Here is a 212-nt window from a genome sequence, read left to right on the forward strand (position 1 = left end):
CAAATACTCTGCGTTTGGTTTGGCACGCGACCTGACGAATAATAGGCAGATATTCTCGCAACTGTTTGCAAATATCGACTGCCACAGCTTGTTCAATTATGGAACTTCCCACATAATTCTGTAAACTGTGCACCCCCTTTTCGGCGTAGCCTATTGTCTTCTCTGTGAGTTCTATAAGTTTTCTATATGGCTTCTGCCTTGCCGCATTATTC

1 protein-coding gene is annotated in these 212 nt (G+C 43.4%); it reads right to left on the minus strand.

Annotated elements, in window-relative coordinates; all coding sequences use genetic code 11:
* The coding region (locus JWH17_RS23540) for a hypothetical protein (RefSeq protein ID WP_205225126.1) at positions 1-212 on the minus strand (212 nt) is incomplete at both ends.

Origin of the sequence: Desulfogranum marinum, from assembly GCF_016918565.1 — a bacterium.
Taxonomy (GTDB): domain Bacteria; phylum Desulfobacterota; class Desulfobulbia; order Desulfobulbales; family Desulfobulbaceae; genus Desulfogranum; species Desulfogranum marinum.